The sequence below is a fragment of the Gluconobacter japonicus genome (genome assembly GCF_002723975.1).
In the GTDB taxonomy this organism is placed as follows: Bacteria; Pseudomonadota; Alphaproteobacteria; order Acetobacterales; family Acetobacteraceae; genus Gluconobacter; species Gluconobacter japonicus.
In genome coordinates, this window is record NZ_BEWO01000005.1 from 16,708 (window position 1) to 31,775 (window position 15,068).

General features: G+C 55.3%; 14 protein-coding genes. 12 read left to right on the top strand and 2 right to left on the bottom strand.

Features of this window, described 5'->3' with window-relative positions; translation table 11 throughout:
- Positions 1-7 precede the first annotated feature (7 nt).
- Positions 8-763 (bottom strand): IclR family transcriptional regulator, encoded by a 756-nt coding sequence (locus GJA01_RS04520; protein WP_062503433.1) that lies wholly within the window; start codon positions 761-763, stop codon positions 8-10.
- Between the two features lie 148 nt (positions 764-911).
- On the opposite strand from GJA01_RS04520, the gene GJA01_RS04525 reads away from it, so the two are divergent.
- From GJA01_RS04525 to GJA01_RS04545, 5 genes are read left to right on the top strand one after another with little or no spacing between them, the layout of a single operon-like run.
- Complete coding sequence (locus GJA01_RS04525; RefSeq protein ID WP_062503432.1) at positions 912-1,493, top strand: NAD(P)H-dependent oxidoreductase; 582 nt, start codon at positions 912-914, stop codon at positions 1,491-1,493.
- Positions 1,494-1,519: 26 nt separating this feature from the next.
- Positions 1,520-2,374 carry a bifunctional 5,10-methylenetetrahydrofolate dehydrogenase/5,10-methenyltetrahydrofolate cyclohydrolase gene (locus GJA01_RS04530; protein ID WP_062503430.1) on the top strand — a complete coding sequence of 285 codons (855 nt, stop codon included), beginning with the start codon at positions 1,520-1,522 and terminating at the stop codon, positions 2,372-2,374.
- A complete protein-coding gene (locus GJA01_RS04535; RefSeq protein ID WP_062503428.1) occupies positions 2,371-3,243 on the top strand; it encodes a methylenetetrahydrofolate reductase in 873 nt (290 codons plus the stop codon). The genes GJA01_RS04530 and GJA01_RS04535 overlap by 4 nt, the downstream gene beginning before the upstream one ends.
- On the top strand, positions 3,240-4,550 hold the full coding sequence (locus GJA01_RS04540) for a lipase family protein (protein WP_062503425.1): 1,311 nt from the start codon (positions 3,240-3,242) through the stop codon (positions 4,548-4,550). Before GJA01_RS04535 ends, GJA01_RS04540 begins: the two co-directional genes overlap by 4 nt.
- A 58-nt stretch (positions 4,551-4,608) precedes the next feature.
- Entirely contained in the window at positions 4,609-5,790 is a 1,182-nt protein-coding gene (locus tag GJA01_RS04545; RefSeq protein WP_062503423.1) for an MFS transporter, read from the top strand.
- A 13-nt stretch (positions 5,791-5,803) separates the two neighbouring features.
- On the opposite strand, the gene GJA01_RS04550 is transcribed toward GJA01_RS04545, so the two are convergent.
- Positions 5,804-6,814: an isopenicillin N synthase family dioxygenase gene (locus tag GJA01_RS04550; RefSeq protein WP_062503422.1), complete on the bottom strand. Its 1,011-nt coding sequence runs from the start codon at positions 6,812-6,814 to the stop codon at positions 5,804-5,806.
- Between the two features lie 317 nt (positions 6,815-7,131).
- On the opposite strand from GJA01_RS04550, the gene GJA01_RS04555 reads away from it, so the two are divergent.
- From GJA01_RS04555 to nadC, 7 genes are all read left to right on the top strand, one after another.
- Positions 7,132-8,139: an ABC transporter substrate-binding protein gene (locus GJA01_RS04555; protein ID WP_062503419.1), complete on the top strand. Its 1,008-nt coding sequence runs from the start codon at positions 7,132-7,134 to the stop codon at positions 8,137-8,139.
- Positions 8,136-9,494 carry an amidohydrolase family protein gene (locus GJA01_RS04560; RefSeq protein ID WP_062503418.1) on the top strand — a complete coding sequence of 453 codons (1,359 nt, stop codon included), beginning with the start codon at positions 8,136-8,138 and terminating at the stop codon, positions 9,492-9,494. The genes GJA01_RS04555 and GJA01_RS04560 overlap by 4 nt, the downstream gene beginning before the upstream one ends.
- A 102-nt stretch (positions 9,495-9,596) precedes the next feature.
- Positions 9,597-10,667, top strand: coding sequence for an NAD(P)-dependent alcohol dehydrogenase (locus GJA01_RS04565; protein WP_062503458.1), 1,071 nt, complete (start codon positions 9,597-9,599; stop codon positions 10,665-10,667).
- A 98-nt stretch (positions 10,668-10,765) separates the two neighbouring features.
- Positions 10,766-11,650, top strand: a complete 885-nt coding sequence (locus GJA01_RS04570) for an NUDIX hydrolase (RefSeq protein ID WP_062503456.1) — start codon at positions 10,766-10,768, stop codon at positions 11,648-11,650.
- 80 nt (positions 11,651-11,730) lie between these two features.
- Positions 11,731-12,714: a quinolinate synthase NadA gene (gene nadA, locus GJA01_RS04575; protein ID WP_082785248.1), complete on the top strand. Its 984-nt coding sequence runs from the start codon at positions 11,731-11,733 to the stop codon at positions 12,712-12,714.
- A gap of 2 nt (positions 12,715-12,716) precedes the next feature.
- Positions 12,717-14,198, top strand: coding sequence for an L-aspartate oxidase (locus GJA01_RS04580; protein WP_062503416.1), 1,482 nt, complete (start codon positions 12,717-12,719; stop codon positions 14,196-14,198).
- Positions 14,195-15,052 (top strand): carboxylating nicotinate-nucleotide diphosphorylase, encoded by an 858-nt coding sequence (gene nadC, locus GJA01_RS04585; protein WP_062503414.1) that lies wholly within the window; start codon positions 14,195-14,197, stop codon positions 15,050-15,052. Before GJA01_RS04580 ends, nadC begins: the two co-directional genes overlap by 4 nt.
- The last annotated feature ends 16 nt before the right edge of the window (positions 15,053-15,068 follow it).

Below are 15,068 nucleotides of genomic sequence, written 5' to 3' on the forward strand. Positions count from 1 at the left end.
TGCGGTCTCACAGGGCGCTGACGAGATACGTCGCGCATCGCTGAAGGTGAGGGACAAGAGAATGCCGGATCTGTACAGCGTCGTAGCGGGTTGCCGGGAAGACAATGCTGAGAGCGCCAGCAACCTCTTTATCGAGGTTGAAGGCGGGCACGCCAAGAGCCCGTAGATCGCCCTGCGGCGAAATATCCTTAAGAGCAAAGCCCTGCGCTGCAATTTCCGTCAGGTGACGCGTCAGTTCATCATGCTCTGTTTTGGAAAGTTTGGCGGCCAGGAGAACCTGCTCCTGCGTTGCTGAAGGCAGAAAAGCACATATGGCCTGACCCGTGGCCGTCGTTGCCAAAGACATGCTGCTGCCAATGGTATGGCCCGCCATTTCTGCAGCTTTGTCTGCAGGATTATGAAACACATAAATCGCCTCCATCGCATCAAGAAGTGCGAGAGAGATCGATTCACCCAGCGCCAGAGATTCTGCCCGCAGGACAGGACCGACGAGGTGCCCGATTGAACGGCTTTGCAGAAATCCGAGACCAAGCTTCAAAGCTCGCGCCGTCAAACGATACCGCTGCTCTACTCCTTTGACATAACCGAGAGATTCGAGAGTGCGAACCAGACGCCTCGTTGCGGCCCGTGTGTGTCCTACTTTCCGGGCAACATCTGCAACAGTCATGTCCGTCTGACCGCCATCAAATGCCCTTAGAACTTCAAGGCCTTTAGCGAAAGTCAGGGAAATTTCCGTTTCAGGGACGGGTAGGGGCTGATCCATGGGAAGACGGTCCTTGGCAGAAAACCATGCATGATGTTGCGAATGTCATTGCAGGCTGAAAACGATTATGCCTAAAATAAATAAATCGAACAAGTGTTCGTATATCGAACATATTGTTTCTAAAAAACATCCAATCAGGAAGCGCCTTGTGAAAGTCCACGTCATTTTTGCCCATCCCTTGGAAGACAGCTTCAATGCTGCCTTATTCAGACTGGTGACCCAGACACTGGAAGCGGAAGGGCACGAAGTGGACAGTCTGGATCTGTACCGGGATAATTTTGACCCTGTGCTCAGCCCGCAGGATCGCATCGAATACCATGACGTGACGATCAATCAGCACCGTGTGGCCGATTATGTGAAGCGCCTGCAAAGCACGGATGTTCTTGTTCTATGCCACCCGGTCTGGAACTTCGGCTGGCCCGCGATCATGAAGGGCTATTTTGATCGCGTTTTTCTACCGGATGTATCCTTCAAGCTGCTCGACGGTAAGCTCTCACCTGGCTTTACGAACATCAAGAAAGTCATGACGGTCACGACATATGGATGCCCCCGCCACAGAGCCTTTGTTCTGGGAGACCCGCCACGGAAGAACGGAACCCGTTTCCTGCGCGCCGTGATGAACCGTCGTGTCAGCGTGGATTATCTGGGGCTTTACAACATGAACAACACGACGCTGGATGCCCGCCGGACTTTCATGAAAAAAGTAATCCGTAAGCTGAAAGCCATCTGAACCGGCTCTTTGCAGGAGGACATGCTGTGACTGCTCGTTTCTTTGATCTGGAGGCTATGGGGCTACGGCTTCTGGAAGAGAGCCGTAGCAGAGCAGTGACGCTCCAGAGACAGGGTATCGTCCCTTGTCTTGCTCTTGTTGAAGTGGGAGACGATCCCCAGAGTGCAACCTATGTGACTCGCAAGATCGAAGACTGTAAGAAGGTTGGGATTGACGTCCGAAAGGTGGTTCTTCCACAGTCGGTCACGCAATCCGCGCTTCTGGCGCAGGTCCAGATGCTGGATGCAGATAATGCTGTCAGTGGTATTCTGGTACAACTCCCTCTGCCATCTCATCTGGATGAAGGCGCGGTCATTCAGGCCATCAGCCCTCATAAGGACGTTGACGGGCTCCATCCCGTCAATCTGTTGTCCCTGACCACTTCTGAGCCATCCGTTATTCCCTGCACCGTAAGAGGCATTGACGCTCTCCTCTCAGAAACTGGCTTCATCCGTGATGGGGCGCGTGTTGCCATCCTTGGAAGGGGAAAGCTTGTTGGGCTGCCTGCCAGCCTCTTGCTCTCTGGACAATCGCGCAATACAACCATTACGATATTGCATCGTAAAAGTAAAAATCTGAGAGATATCCTGAAAAATTCTGATATCATTATAGCAGCAGCTGGCTCCGCTCATCTGGTTACACCGGATATGGTCGGAGCAGGGGCTGTTGTGATTGATGTCGGCATGAGATGGCCGGAGGGCACCCTCCGTGGGGATGTTCATCCAGATGTCGCCGAAGTCGCAGGATGGATGACACCCCCTGACCGAAGCTTTGGCGTCATGACGCGCATGATGCTTCTGAAAACCGTTCTGGATCTTGTTGAAAAGAAGGGGGCCGCATGATCAGATCACTTGATCAGGTTCGTGCAGATCTGATGAGAGAAAGCTCAATCGAGCTTTTGCCGTCCCGTATTCTTGAACTCTCAGGAGTTTTGCCAGACCTTGATCGCGGCTCGCGAGTTTTTGTGACATGGCTGCCCGGCGTACCGTTCGTCGATGTTCTCGCCGCCTGTGACCTGTTAAAACTCTGCGGGTATCTCCCGGTCCCACATGTTGCCGCTCGTTCGATAAGAGACACTGAGCATCTCCGGGACATCTGCGCCGCACTGATCGAACGCGACATTCCACGCATGCTTCTAATCGCAGGCGGGGCAGACAAACCTGCCGGGATTTTCACAGACACCGTTCAGGTTCTGGAAACGGAAATTCCTGCCCAGGCCGGGATCAGAACGGTCTATGTGGCAGGCCACCCGGAGGGGCACCCACAGGCTTCGGAGAAGCAACTGGAGCAGTATCTGCTCCGGAAACAGGAGCTGGCCCGGGCGCAGGGTCTGAACATGCAGATTATCACGCAGTTCTGCTTCGATGCAGCGCCAGTTCTGGATTGGGAAAAGCGCCTTAGGGCCGCAGGGATAAAATTGCCAATCAATCTTGGCGTGTATGGCCTGACGACACCCAAGACGCTGGTTCGTTACGGTTTGGCCTGCGGTGTCGGACAATCCCTGCGCTTCATGCAGAAACAGCGCTGGAAACTGCATCGCTGGTTCACTCCCTGTAATCCGAAGGGTATGGTGGATGCGATCGCTGGATCCATTGCTGAAACCCCGGATACACTCTTCCACGGATTACACTTTTATCCGTTTGGAGCCATCGCCCGTACGCTCGAATGGCGCCGTAACCTGTCCTGTTCAGGCACTGGAGAACCGTCATGACGCATAAGCCCTTCGTTCTCACATCCATGGCAGCACTCCTTATACTGGGAGGATGTGCGGAGACGGGAGACAAGGCTCCTGTGTCTCATGACGAACACCTTAGCAGTGATCTCTACGGAGACGGCGGCGTCAGCGCGTTTTATCGTCCCCAGACAGCCATTCCGTCGATGCCGGGCCAGTTGATCCAACAGGAAGATATGGATCCGACAAAACTCCCAAAAGGCACTAGCCGTGGAATCAGGATCCTCTACTCCTCGACGAACGGTCTGGGAAAGGGTGACCCGGTTGCAGTTTCCGGACAAATTCTGCTGCCACAAGGCAAGATGCCAGAAAACGGTTGGCCGGTTGTTGCCTGGGAGCATGGAACCACAGGCATTGCGGACGTCTGCGCTCCATCTTGGCGGGGATATTCCAGCCGTGACAAGGCCTATCTGTCTCGCTGGCTCTCTGAAGGCTTTGCTGTGGTCGCCAGCGACTATCAGGGGCTGGGCACACCGGGGCCACATCCTTATCTTCTGTACCGACCGGAGGGGTACAGCGTTCTGGATGGTCTGCGCGCATCTCTAAGCGGACTTCCGGGACAGATCAGGAACTGGATTGTTCTGGTCGGCCAGTCTCAGGGCTCTGGGGCTGCATTGGGCACAGCCTGGCTGGCTCCTTCTTACGCCCCAGACCTGAAAATCCACGGCGTCGTCGCAACTGGCCTTGTCACGGGCTTTGCGTCTTCGCCGACGGCCAAACACTCCCCCATCCCGGAAGTCTACACAGACGCAACGAAAATGGACTCTGCTTTCGCCATGCTTCGGGTGGAGGGATCGGATCAATCTTTACATCCGGAGACGGACAGCCAAGCCGTTATGACCGATGCCGGTCACAAGATGTCTGAAATTGCGCGCCATGCCTGCCTACACAATCTTTTCGACAAGGCTGACGAGATGAAGGTGCAAAGCGATGCCTTGTTCAATGACAAGCTACCCACTTTTGAGACCGGGCATGACAGCGCGTTCACCATTCCTAACGCCCGGCTCAACTTTCCTGTCTTCGCTGGCACCGGATTGGCGGACGGTGAGGCGGGTGTGAATGGTCAGTACAATGCCGTGGCAGCAATGTGCGACGCCGGGACGCATGTTCTGTGGCAGCGTTATCCGGGCGTCACGCATAATGGCGCGGTCAATGTCTCGCTGAAGGACTCTGTTCCCTATGTGAAGAGCCTTCTGGCTGGGCGAACGCCTCCACAGAACTGCTCTGCCATCACTGTCCCTGGACCTGTCGAAAAGCCACTTCCAAACATTCCATGGAACAACTGAGAGCCTGAAAACGCCCCGTAGCCAAGCCGGTGGCCGGCTCTTTCTAGGATATGAGACCATGCAGACCACGGATGACAGATCAGGCTATCACCTCTTTCTCGTTCTGATAATTTACGTCTATTCGGCCGTATCCATGGCCGTCGTGGGGTTGGTGGTTCCGTTTATCAGCGCCATTGCGGAAGCAAGGCACGTCTCGCCGGGACCGGTCGGAACGAGCCTGTCGTTCTTCTCCGTTCCAGCAGCGTTCACGTCGTTTCTTTTCGGCATGATCGTTGATCGCATCGGGGTGAAAAAAGCTTTTCCGATTTCCATTGGACTGACACTGATCGGCGATACGCTTTTGCTGTCCACCTCCACGCTTTGGAGTCTACGGATTGGCCTGATGCTTTGCGGATGCGGTTTTGCTTTCGCGACCGCGGGCTCTCCTGTTCTGTTTATGCGGTATCTGCCGGAGAAAAGCCGATCCCGTGCCCTGGCATTCTGGTCCACCTTCGCTCCTGCGGGATATTCTGCGGGATTACTCCTCGCTATTCCGTTCCTTGCAGGCGGACGATGGCAGGCAGCCTGCCTGTCCCATATAGTGCTAATGCTGGTCATTCTGGCGGTCGGCATTCTGACTTTGGCCAGACTGAAAGAGCCATTAACGGCGGAAATTTTTTCCGGCCCCGTTAAAAAACTCTCCCCCTGGCTGGTGACCGCACTCGGCCTCTCGGTCACGCTCCCGAATGGTATCGCGTATGGGACAAGCCTGATTGCGCCATCCTATCTGGCACGTGTGCATCATGTCAGTCTGGCGGCGTCTGCGGCCGAAGTGGCAATCGTAAAGATCGTCGTGATGATGGCTGGAGGTCTGATCGTCAGTCTTTGTGTGGGGACGGAACGTCGATCCCGCATCATGTTCTGTGTCATGGCGGCGATCGGCATGGCCGCACAGTGGATGCTGCTTTTCCCCGGCAGCACGATGGTGATCGCCTCTCTCGGACTGTTCATTTGGACTTTCGCCTATAGCGGCCTGAGCGGAGCAGGAATGTCCCTGCTACCCGTCGTTGCCACAGACCGGAAGACGCGTGGCGCAGTCGCAGGCACAGTCGGGCAGTTCATTTCTGTTTCAGCCGTCCTGATGCCTTATCTTTATTTTTCCACCACACTCTGGACCAGCTATGCCCTGTTTGCATTCTGCGCCCTGAGCGTGGGCTGTCTGACCATTTTTCAGGTCAGGCAGCATCGCGTCGCAGCCTAAAGGTCCCGCCGCGTTATGAAGGCCTGGTTTTTTGCAACGCGGCGAAATTGGCCTGAAGGCGCTCAAGAAGATAATTCTGGGCCGAGATAGGCGCGTATTTCTTATCCGGCCCCTGAATGATCGCATCGCGGTTAGCCTGACAGAAAAACGGAATGGACAACCGTTCTCCAAGATACTCACCGGGTTTCGGCATCCGCACACGGTGCAGGGTGGAGAGGAGTTTGTCATCACTCCAACGCATGAGCATGTCACCAATATTGCAGGTCACGTAACCGGTGGCTGGCTCAACGTCCGTCCACGCCCCACTATCAACATCCTTCCCCGGGCAGACCTGTAATCCGCCTTCACCCGCTCGTTGATGCAGCAGGGTCAGGCAGTCAAAATCTGAATGTGCTCCGGCGCGCCAGTTTTCGAAGTCTGCAGGCTTGGCATTTGCCATGTTCATGTAGTGGATAAGGCGCAGGGTACACTGATAATCTGGCGAAGAAGGTTCATGCCGCGATGTGAAAAAATCCTCATCGAAGCCGAGCTTCATCGCAAAACACGACAGGATTTTCATTCCCAGCACCCAGTTCTGATGTTCGAACTGCGTGAGAAATCCTTGAAAACCGGCAATATCCGCATCGTGCGGCCACAGCCCCGCCATGCGCGGAAGCGTAATCTGGAAGGACTCTTTATGATCAGGCGTACCCGTTGAGGGCCGGACCTGTTCCCGAAACTCCCAACCGGCATTGGTGCCGGGTTTCAAGGGGAATGCCGCTTTTGTCTGTGTCGGAAGAGCAAAAAACTGCTCGGCCAGCGAAAACGCCCGATTAATATCGTCCTGCGAAATGCCGTGATTATAGACCTGGAAAAAGCCGATTTCCGTCGCAGCAGCCCACAGAGCATCAGCTATTTCCTGCTTGCGCTCTTCGAATGACGACAGGTCAATTCTGGGAATATCTCTGACGATACTGGTTCCAACTCCGCCAATGCGGCGCTCGGTCTCAATTTCACTCATGAGTGTCTTGGCTGAGGTGCTCATCTGCTCAGTCTCTCCTTATGCCTGACGAAAGACAGCAGGGACCACGCGTAAAATGAATGGGGGACAAACGGGGGATGACTCCGAACATATTCCTCCATCCAAGCCTGTTGCGCAGACCTGCTGGAGCAATGCCCAAAATCTTCTTGAAGATCCCGACCGCTTATACTCGTTCAAAATTCAAAACATATCAAAGACCGCGCTGTCAATTCCAAAGCGTCGTCATCAAAACAGCATCAGATCAAACGCAAATAGAGACTTCCGGAAAAATCATTTCGGTTCATAAACTGTGTGCATAGCGAATGGGAGAATGTCCCCTTATGTCCAGAATCATGCTTGGTCGCCGCCAGTCTCTCCTCGGTTTGACCGCCGGTCTTGGCGCGCTTTCCATGCCGTTCGTTCAGACAGCACGTGCTGCTGGCACGCCCGTAAAGCTCGTCACATCATGGTATGCACAGGCAGAATTCGGCGGTTTTTATCAGGCGCTTGCCAAAGGATATTATGCACGGGAAGGGCTGGACGTCACAATTGAGGCAGCCAGCCCGCAGATGAATGTTCCGCAACTTCTTGCAGCCGGACGAGCCGACTTCATTACCGGATATGACTTCCAGCTTCTCTCTGCTGTCGCGTCTGGTATTCCCCTCGTTGCCGTGGCGAGTACGTTCCAACATGATCAGCAGGGGCTGATGACGCACGCCGGAGTTACTGATCTTCAGCAGCTTAAGGATCATCCCATCCTGATTGCCTCGTCGTCCCATGCGACCTTCTGGCCATGGCTCAGGAAACGCTTTGGCTATGCGGAAGAGCAGGCGAGGCCTTACTCTTTCAACCTTCAGCCTTTCTTTTTTGATAAAACCATGGCCGTGCAGGCTTACGCGTCATCCGAGTTGTGGGATGCGAAATTGAAGTACGTGCCAGTCGAGTTCTTTCTGTTCAAGGATCTGGGATATCCGCCATATGGCGCCCCAATGGTCACCACCCAGCAGATGGTGAAGACAGACAAAAACAAGGTGAACAGCTTCGTAAAAGCATCGCTACTTGGCTGGAGCGACTATTTTCAGGATCCCACTCCGGGGAATGCTTTGATTCTGAAAGCCAATCCAAACATGACGCCTGAGCACCTGACATTCGGTTACGAAGGGCTGAAGAAAGCGAACGTCCTTCTCTCTGACGATGTCCGGACAAAAGGGCTGGGCGCAATGACGACTGCCCGATGGCAGGCGACACGGGATTTCATGGTCAATCAAAACCTTCTCCCAGCTGATGCAGACTGGAAAAGCGCCTTCACAACAGAATTTGTAGATAACCTCCGGATCATGCCCACATGACGCTCCTTATCCACAACACCTGCGGTATTCTCACCGGCCTGAAAGGTGACGCAGCCAGAAGAACGGGAAGTCTTCGCATCCGTGATGGAAAAATTGTCGAAATCGGTGACCTGTCTCCTCATGACGGAGAAACAGTGCTTGATGCGAAAGGCGGCGTTGTCTCACCCGGCCTGATCAGCACGCATCACCATCTGTTCCAGAGTGTTCTCAAGGCAGTCCCGACGGCCATCAATAAGCCGCTTGAGCCTTGGCTGCGTCTTGTTCCTAACACCTACTGGAGCCGTATCGATGAACGGGCCCTGAATGTTGCTGCGCGGATCGGGATGGTGGAGCTGCTCCTGTCAGGTTGTACGACAGTCGCGGATCATCATTACCTGTTTGCAGACATGTACGCTTATGACCCCACTGCAGTTCTGTTCGATGCTGCCGAAGATCTGGGCCTTCGCTACGTTCTGGCGCGGGGAGGAACAACACGGACCAGAAAATTCGATACGGACGAGGTTATTCCTGCCCCGACGGAAACCTTGGATACCATGCTCAAGCGCGTCGATGCGCTTGTCAGCCGGTATCATCAGTCCGGGCCGAACGCGAAACGCCGGATTGCTCTGGCACCCAATACGCCCACGTGGGGCGTCACGCCTGATGAACTACGCCAGATGGCCGTGGCGGCACGAAGTATGGGCATTTCCCTGCATTCGCACCTGTCGGAGACGGAGAATTACGTCAGGTTCTGCCTGGAAACATACAATATGCGGCCTGTTCAGTTCGTGGCGGAGCATGGCTGGGTCGGAAATGATGTGTGGTTCGCACATCTGGTCCATCTGGATGAGAGCGAACTCAGGCTTCTTGCCCAGACGGGCACCGGCATGGCGCATTGCCCACAAAGCAATTGTCGACTTGGTTCAGGAATTGCGCCCGCGCCCGCTCTGGATGCCTTGGGAGGGCGCGTCTCTCTGGCTGTTGATGGTGCAGCGTCCAATGAAGCGTGTGACATGAGTGCAGAAATGCATTGCGCGTGGATGGTCCATCGCGCGGTTCAGGGAGCAGGAGCAGTGACCGCTGAAGACGTCATGCGTTGGTCCACCTCTGAAGGAGCTGCCATTCTGGGGCTTTCGGATGTGGGTCGGATAGAAGTGGGAGCGACGGCAGATGTGGTCATTCATGGTCTGGATGCCCCTCGGTGCGCAGGGATGCATGATCCGCTGATAGCGCCGGTCGTCTCTGGGGCTACGACTGTTCGGCATGTCCTGATGGATGGAAAACCCGTTGTGGTGGACGGAATGATTCCAGGGCTGGATCTGGAAGCACTCCTGGCAGAAGCGAAAAGCGTTGTAGGGTGCCTCGCAGTGTCGTGACGGGAAGCAATACAAGGCATGACCTATGGCTTCAGGCCATCCTCTGATAGTCTTGCTGTTTTCATTCGAATTCCCATCTGTCTTCCCAGAAAAGGAAATTCCATGCTGACCTGCGTTGGTTATGCCGCTTCCAGTCCGACGTCTCCGCTGACGCCATTCGCATTTGAACGCCGGGACTGTGGTCCAATGGATGTTCAGATTGACATCACCCATTGCGGTGTCTGCCATTCTGACATTCACACAGCCCGAAGCGAGTGGGGACCAGCGTCCTATCCGGTTGTACCCGGTCACGAGATCATCGGGCGTGTCAGCGCCGTAGGGCGTGACGTCACCCGCTTCAAAGCTGGGGATCTGGTCGGTGTGGGCTGCATGGTTGATTCATGCCGCTCCTGTGCGTCCTGTGAAGCTGGGCTGGAGCAGTATTGCGATACCGGCCCAACCTGGACCTATAACAGCCCCGATACGGCGTTCCCCGTAGAAGGTGCCCACACATACGGCGGATATTCTCGTGCGGTTGTCGTGGATGAGGGATTTGTTCTTCGAATTCCCGAAAATCTGGATCCAGCCGCTGCGGCACCTCTTCTCTGTGCGGGTATTACGACCTGGTCTCCACTGGCGCACTGGAAGATCGGTGCTGGCCATAAAGTCGGTGTTGTCGGGCTTGGCGGCCTTGGACATATGGCTGTCAAATTTGCCGTGGCACTAGGGGCCGAAGTGACACTGTTCACGACGTCTCCCGGCAAAATCGAAGACGGCAAGCGTCTCGGCGCACACCGGGTTGTCATCTCCCGTGATGCCGATACCATGGCAGCAGAAGCGAACCGGTTTGACTTCATTCTGGATGCCGTCTCCGCCGACCACGACATCAATGCCTATCTCGCGCTCCTGAAACAGGACGGGCACATGGTTCTGGTCGGTCTTCCGGAAAAGCCGATGTCCATCGGGGCTTTCAGCCTCGTTGCAAAGCGCCGCAGTCTTGCAGGCTCGGCCATTGGTGGCATCCAGGAGACGCAGGAAATGCTTGATTTCTGCGGGAAACATAACATCACCAGCGATATTGAAGTCATTCGGATGGAGGACATCAACAATGCCTATGAACGCGTACTGCGTTCCGATGTGAAGTACCGGTTTGTGATCGATATGGCGTCCATGCCAGCAACACTCGAAGGCTGATGTCGTTGTGCGAAACAGATGATTTCCAGTCTGTTTCGCAAACATTGAACGTTATGAGCGTGAAAACTGATCCTGTGGTGAAAAGGCACGATCTCGGCATGGATCACCACGTAGCAACCTGCCGCGCCGAACTGGTTGCCGTTCTGACAACATTGCGGAACGGCATGCCAGAAGTACTGACCCTTCAGGATGGCCATTGCCTGCCAGCCGGGCCTTTGGAAACCGAGCATACTTCTCTTCAGCGCGGTTTGAGGCACTGGGTCGAGCAACAGACAGGCTTTCGACTGGGGCATGTGGAGCAGCTATATACGTTCGGGGATGCGGCACAGGCCCAGCAAGACAGGCTGGTTCGTATTTCCTACATGGCCCTGACCCGCGGCGGACAAACACAGAGTGGCTGGCAAAGCTGGTACACTTATTTCCCATGGGAAGATCGCCGTACCAATGCCTGCCACACAAGCCTTAAGACCATCCAAGATCACCTGAAAAGCTGGGCTGGCGATCAGACCGACAGGCTTGAACGCTGCAATCAGGTGTTTGGGCTGAATGGTGAGAACTGGAATGACGATACCGTTCTGGAACGCTATGAACTGCTCTGGGAAGCGGGGCTGGTTCCGGAAGCCGGGCCGAACAGCGTACCGCAGATTAATGGCCAATCCATGCTTTGGGACCATCGCCGCATTCTCGCGACAGCACTTTCACGGCTGCGCGCAAAAATTCGCTATACGCCAGCCGTTTTCGAACTGGTTCCCGAAGAGTTTACTCTCCTGCATCTTCAGCAAGCCATGGAAGCTCTGTCGGGTCGTCTCATGCACAAGCAGAATTTCCGACGCCTTGTGCAAAATCAACAGCTTGTAGAAGAAACGGACCGCTACGAAAGCGGTGTGCAGGGACGTCCTGCACGGCTCTACAGGTTCCGCCGGGAGAATTCTGAAAACTGTTATCTTTCGGGTGCCGAGCTCCCTTTGGACTACATCTCCTGAAAATGTGTTGCGTGAAAGCATTGCTGATGGAGTAAGATACTATATGCTCAATTAGAGCATAATAGATCATGGAGTCCATCATGGGCGGTCCAAATGCCTTGCAAAGCCGAGACAGGCTGTACGAACCCGTCTCCCGCCTGATGGCCTGGGAGGACTGGGAGAGGCTTTATGCGGATGATATCGAAGCCATTCTGCGTTTGAAGCAGGAGCGGAATGCCGTCATTCTCGCTCACAATTATCAGACCCCCGAAATCTTTCATTGCGTGGCCGATATCCGTGGAGACAGCCTCGCCCTTGCGCGGGATGCTCAAAATTTGGATGCGGATGTGATCGTCATGGCAGGCGTTCACTTCATGGCAGAAACCGCCAAGCTCATGAATCCCGACAAAACCGTTCTGATCCCCGACGAGCGGGCGGGTTGCTCGTTAGCGGAGAGCATCACGGCTGAAGACGTTCGGAAAATGAAAGAGCGTTATCCAGGCGTTCCGGTCGTGACTTACGTCAACAGTACCGCGGACGTGAAAGCCGAAACAGACGTCTGCTGCACGTCTGGAAACGCGAAACGCGTTGTCGAGAGCCTGAACGTGCCGCGTGTCATCATGATCCCGGATGAGTTTCTGGCACAGAACATCCAGAACGAAACCGGCATTGAAATGCTGACCTGGCCGGGCCACTGTGAAGTCCATGAGCGCTTTACGCCACAGGAAATCCGCCAGTATCGGCGCATGCATCCGGACGTGACGGTCATAGCCCACCCGGAATGTCCGCCTGAGGTGGTGGCTGAAGCTGATTATTCAGGCTCGACAGCCAACATGATTGACTATGTGGCCACACAGAAGCCGGAAAAGGTGCTGCTCGTGACCGAATGCTCGATGAGCGACAATCTGGCGACACTCAATCCAGAGACGGAGTTTGTGCGCCCATGCAACCTGTGCCCGCACATGAAGCGCATTACGCTGGCTGGCATTCGTCGCGCTCTGGAAAATATGGAAACACCTGTCACCATTCCTTCCGCCCTTGAAGCACCTGCCCGAGCGGCCGTAGAACGGATGCTGGCAATCTAGCCATGAGCAAGGCTCTTCTGAGCGCTCTAGCCGGCCAGCCCGTGATTGTTGGGGCAGGATTGGCCGGCCTGTCCGCTGCACTCCATCTGCGCCAACCCTGCGTCATCCTCACACCGTCACCATTAGGACTGGAGGCCACCAGCTCTCTGGCGCAAGGAGGGATCGCGGCAGCCATCGGTTCGAATGATTCACCGGAGTTGCATGCAGCGGATACGCTGGCTGCTGGCGCGGGTCTGAGTGTGCCTGAGGTTGTGAGACGCGTAACAACCGCAGCGCCTCAGGTTATCCAGACTCTGCTGGACTGGGACGTTCCATTCGCGCGGAAAGACGGAGTTCTCGACCTGCATCTGGAAGCTGCACATTCCCGCAAGCGTATTCTGCACATCGGAGGCGATGGGAGCGGGGCGGCCATTATGCAGACGCTCATCAGACGCGTGCAAGCCCGCAAGAACATTACAGTGCTGGAAGGCACCAGTCTGAAGGCGCTGATGGTTCAGGATGGCCGCCTGCGAGGTGTCCATACATCCGCAGGTTTCCTGCCCACATCTGCGTGTCTCGTAGCCTCAGGAGGAATAGGGGCGCTCTACAACGAGGCGACCAGTCCATCCACAATAAACGGATCAGGTCTTGCTCACGCTGCTCGAGCGGGCGCACGGGTGGCTGATATGGAGTTCACCCAGTTCCATCCTACAGCGCTGAAAACTGGTTCGATGACGGGACGGCGCCCACTTGTCAGTGAGGCCGTTCGAGGTGCTGGGGCCATTCTTGTAGATGAGAGAAACGAACGTTTTACGGACGAGCTACAATCCCGGGATGTCGTGGCCAGAGCCATTTTTGCTCATATCTGGGAAGGGCATGACGTTTTTCTGGATGGGCGCCGTCTGCGGGGGACAGTGTTCAGTCAGCAGTTTCCGGCCATTACCGCAGCCTGCCATGCCATTGGTGTCGATCCAGAGAAAAGTCCCATCCCGGTAAGTCCAGCGATGCACTATCACATGGGCGGCCTGGATGTGGACGCGCGTGGACGCACCTCTGTTTCCGGCCTCTGGGCGGCAAGTGAAGCAGCCTGCACCGGTCTTCATGGTGCAAACCGTCTGGCCAGCAATTCCCTGCTGGAAGCCTTCCTGACGGGGCAATGGGCAGCGGAAGATATCGACCATTTCGGCTATCAGCACATACCCCTTCGCTCTGTACCGACCCGTCAGGCTCACTCGCAGTTTTCAGGCCAGATACCGAAACTCATGAGCGAGTATGCTGGAATTCTCAGAGACGAAACCGGCCTTCAGACGCTCCTTCATGCAGCCCTACCGGACGTCGAAACAAGCGATGAAGCCCTTGTGGCGGCCCTTGTGGCTCAGTCCGCGCTCAAACGACGCGAGAGCCGAGGAAGTCACTACCGGACAGATTATCCTGAAATAACAGATCCTTACAGAACAAGTCTCACTTTATCAGATCTCCCTGTTCCTGAAAGATTACTCTCATGACATTCCAGACTTTTCTGCCAGATCTTCTCTGGGAGCCTCTGGTCCGTACAGGGCTCCTGGAAGACCTTGGAACGGGCGGCGATGTCACGACGCAGGCGCTACTAGACCCGGACCGACCATTGCAGGCCATCTTCCGTGCCCGAAAAACGGGTGTGCTTGCGGGCCTGAAAGGGGCTGAACTTTCTTTCACGCTCCTTGATAAAAGCGTTCGGTTCCTGCCTCAGAAAAACGATGGGGAACAAATCGTTGCCGGTGATGTTCTGGCAGTTGTCGAAGGAGTGGCTGGAACCATTCTCGCTGGCGAGCGAACCGCCTTGAACCTTCTGTCTCATCTCAGTGGCATCGCAACAGCCACGCGCGAAATTGTGGATGCAGTTCGTGGGACCGGCGTACGCATCTGCTGTACGCGCAAGACGCTACCCGGAATGAAGACCGTTCAGAAATATGCTGTTCGGGCCGGTGGAGGATCCAGCCACCGCTACAGACTGGATGATGCTATCCTGATCAAGGACAACCATCTGGCACTCTGTGGCGGCGTGTCTGCTGCTCTTGCCAAGGCCCGGAGCCGCGCGGGTCATCTCATGAAAATCGAGCTTGAGGTTGATACACTGGAGCAGCTTGAAGAGGCTTTGTCCGCAGGGGGAGCAGACGCGTATCTTCTCGACAATATGAGCCCGGACCAGTTGCGTCAGGCTGTCAGGTTAATTGATGGACGAGGGGTCGCGGAAGCATCAGGCGGCATCACCCCTGAAACAGTTCGTCCGATTGCGGAAACCTGCGTCGATATTATTTCCCTCGGCTGGCTGACTCACACCGTCAGGGCTCTCGATATCGGACTGGATATTGAGGGCTAAGAACGGCCTCTTGAGG